This window comes from Tenacibaculum finnmarkense (assembly GCF_900239185.1).
In the GTDB taxonomy this organism is placed as follows: Bacteria; Bacteroidota; Bacteroidia; order Flavobacteriales; family Flavobacteriaceae; genus Polaribacter; species Polaribacter finnmarkensis.
In genome coordinates, this window is record NZ_OENA01000081.1 from 1 (window position 1) to 3,447 (window position 3,447).

Annotated in this window: 3 protein-coding genes; all 3 read left to right on the plus strand. The window is 31.2% G+C overall.

Features of this window, described 5'->3' with window-relative positions; all coding sequences use genetic code 11:
* The first annotated feature begins 105 nt into the window (after positions 1 to 105).
* The 3 genes from AQ1689_RS09830 to AQ1689_RS09840 all read left to right on the plus strand — a co-directional run bounded on the left by AQ1689_RS09830 (position 106) and on the right by AQ1689_RS09840 (position 3,202).
* The gene (locus tag AQ1689_RS09830) at positions 106 to 1,221 is read left to right on the plus strand and encodes a M91 family zinc metallopeptidase (protein WP_101955975.1); all 1,116 of its coding nucleotides are present in this window, start codon (positions 106 to 108) and stop codon (positions 1,219 to 1,221) included.
* Position 1,222: 1 nt separating this feature from the next.
* Complete coding sequence (locus AQ1689_RS09835) at positions 1,223 to 1,615, plus strand: hypothetical protein (RefSeq protein ID WP_101955976.1); 393 nt, start codon at positions 1,223 to 1,225, stop codon at positions 1,613 to 1,615.
* Between the two features lie 966 nt (positions 1,616 to 2,581).
* Complete coding sequence (locus AQ1689_RS09840; RefSeq protein ID WP_101915779.1) at positions 2,582 to 3,202, plus strand: hypothetical protein; 621 nt, start codon at positions 2,582 to 2,584, stop codon at positions 3,200 to 3,202.
* The last annotated feature ends 245 nt before the right edge of the window (positions 3,203 to 3,447 follow it).

Genomic DNA, 3,447 nt, shown 5'->3' on the forward strand with positions numbered 1-3,447 from the left:
ATCGAATATAAATCGTATCGAAGAAATAAAAAAAATCTGGAATTATTAACCTTATAAATTCAAAAAAAAGGTCAACCTATTTCAGGACAATACAAACGAAATACAATGAAAAAAATAACATTAATAGCTACAGCAAGTTTTCCTGGAGCAGAATCCAAAAGTGCAAGTTTGGATATAATTTCGTATGATTTTATGCCAATTGTAAAAATCGACCTACTTCAAACGAACACATCAAATAGAGATGAAACTTGGGTGTATGAAAATTTTGAAATTATAGAAAAAAAAGCTAGCACTGAAGATTTAGTTAGTGATGTTTCGAATTGTATTATTTCGTTCTACCCAGAGACTAAAGAAATTATAGTAAAATTTAAAGTAGAGTCAGCTAGTGATGAATCTGACGATGATGATGGTTATATTAGATTTATACCTAAAGGGATAACTCTTAAAACAAAAGAGAAGATACAAATTGAGTATGAACAATATTTTGCTTTAAGGTTATCTTTAGATGGGATTGAAAATGATGCTTATATTGATTTTTATGCTGATGACGATGGTGAAGGTTATTTTGACGAAAAAGGAAAACAAAATATTTCTTGCGGAAGAATCTTTGTAAAGGAATCAGAATTAAAACCAGGTCTATTTATTAGTTTTATGGAAGGTAAATCAGAAATAGACCATAGATATGTCTATGGTGCTAATTATAGTGGTACAAACCAATTTGTAAAAGACGTTCATATGGCTCTAGACCATATAATAAAAAATGAAGCTGACACTACGGATGTAATCAAAAAAGTAACGGAAAATAAAAAAATGATAATTAGAATAAAAGAGAATAATAAAAAGAATAATTTTCTTTTTGAAATACATAATCGTGATACTTATTTTAATCCCTTATCTAAAATAGTTGTTTTTAGTCCATACAGAGCAAATAAATTTACTGTAAACCCAGGTTTATTTTCTTCTACAGGTAACAGTTCTCCCGCAGAAATTTTACTTCATGAATTAGCCCACGCACAGAGTTATATTGAAGACCCTGAAGAACATCTTAAAGATAAAAAACATCTAATTAAAGGTTTTACTGACCAAGAAGAGAAAGATGTAATTTTAGATGTTGAACAACCAGCTGCTAAACAATTAGGAAGAAAAGTTATAAGAAATAGTCATACAGGAAGTTTTTACGATACAATATCACCTATATCAATAGTAGAAAAATCTAAATAATATGAAATATAAAATAATACTACTTCTACTAATAACATGCCTAACTAGCTGTAATAAAAGCCCCATTAAATCTGATGTGAAAATTAAGAATATAAAGGTTTATTACATTCCTTTTCTTATAACTTCACACGGAAGTTCTACTGCTACAGATATGAGGGCTTTGGATGGTTTTTATATTGACAAAAAAAACAAACTAAAAAGCATAAAAAAAGAATTATTAAAACTCACACCAATAAAAGATGATTTTTCAGAAACAGACGTTCAATTGGTATGCGATTTCTATAATAAGGAAGGCAAAAAGGAATTTACACTTCTTTGTGATAGGTTTAATATAAAAATAAATGATAAAATATATAAAAATGATAAGTTAATTGACCTTTTGATTTCTAATTAAATGTAAGCTTACAAAGGAGTTATTAAAATAACTAAATAGGTATTTATTAAATTTAGTACTATACTTCCGTTAAATTTAAAGTCAAAATTTTAACATGTAAAAATTAGCTCTTTCAGTAATTTAAAATACTAAAAAACAGGTTCTAATAAATTTATTTACCTTAAAGAGTTGCAATACTTAACTCTAACAAGTAAAAAAATGTTAGGTGATAAACGGTTTAGAATCGAGTAGACGGCTCCGACTAAAATAGTCGGAGTGCGCCTCTCACACCACCGTACGTACGGGTCTCGTATACGGCGGTTCGTAAATCATCAAACCAAAGCTCTTTTCACCCTTGGCGCTATCTTCTAATTTAAGCATAGGCTACATCGAGTGCTCCTATGCGAATTTTGAAGAGAATTACGTTCAGTCCTTCCCTACTTGTGAGACTGTCTGAGGTCTTTCCTCAACTCGTTTCCTGTAGGTACTATGACCTCTGCTGACTTCTCCATAACCAACTCGTGATTTTGGAGACCTCCCCAGGTAATGGCATCTTCTTTCACTCAATCGCTGCCGTATCTACATAATTACCCTTTTTGATGTTCTTTGGGGCGTTACAATGATGTGCTTGCTTACCCGAGTAATTATGCCTCTGTATACGATTTCTGTTCGTCAGTACCGAGTTTTGTAGTCTCGCTTCCTTCAGATAAAACCTCACGATTTTCACCCTTGCGACTTACTAATGCTTCAGAACGTTACTCCTGCGCATAAGGGACTTGCACCCTCTAGATTAATAAACTACCTTTCGGTAGTCAAAAGATGCCCATGCTGGGCACACACAAAATATATAATTTATTGCTAGTGCGAACCTACTTACGAAAATCCTTAGGGGATTTTCTATTCCGTTTTTATTTACTTAATTTAGTGCTTGAAATACGCAACAAACCATATATAAATCGTTGTGCAACATTTGAAAAAACATCGAGAATGAAATTAAAACTATTGATTTTTAGCATATTATTAGGTAATACGATTTATTCCCAAACTACTAAAGACTCACTTTTGAAAAAGGATATTAAAGTTTTAGTTGAGGAAATGGAATTTATGTATGGATACGACCAAACTATGCGTGAATACACAATTTTTAAAACCTTTGACAAATCAGAAACGGAGAGAATTGAAAAACTTCCCGACAATTTAAGAGTTGAGGAAATGAAAAACCGAACATTTGAATCGGACAGTATTGGAAAACTAATTTGGAAAAAATACATCAATCCAATGGACGCTGAACACACCGAAAGAATGATCGAAATTACAAAGAAATATGGTTTCCCAAGTGTTGAGCGAATTAAAAAATATTATACGAAAGAATTTATTGACTCAGAATTTAACCCATTAATAATATTTATCCATTCGCCGAGAAAGTATTGGAATGAATTAAAGGAATTAATGTTAAAAGAATATCAGAATGGAATAATCAATCAATGCCAATATGGATATGCACTTTGGCAATTTACTGGACGAAAAAACTTTCAACCAATGCTTGATAATGGATTTGAAATGGTTGAAGAAAACGGAAAAATGAGATTGAAATCAACCTGTGAATAAAAACGTTGCACAACAACATATAAAATTAATTGCTTGGTACGAGCCTGCTTACGAAAATCCTCGCGGATTTTCTATTCGGTTTTTATTTACTAAATTAGTTGCGCGAAATACGCAACAAACCATATATAAAAACGTTACCAACAATTACTCAAATGTAAAATCCTGAAATAGGTTGACTAAAATTTAAACACTTTTAGTTAAACTATGGACACAAAGATAAAACTACCCTGCCGAAAAAAGAACTA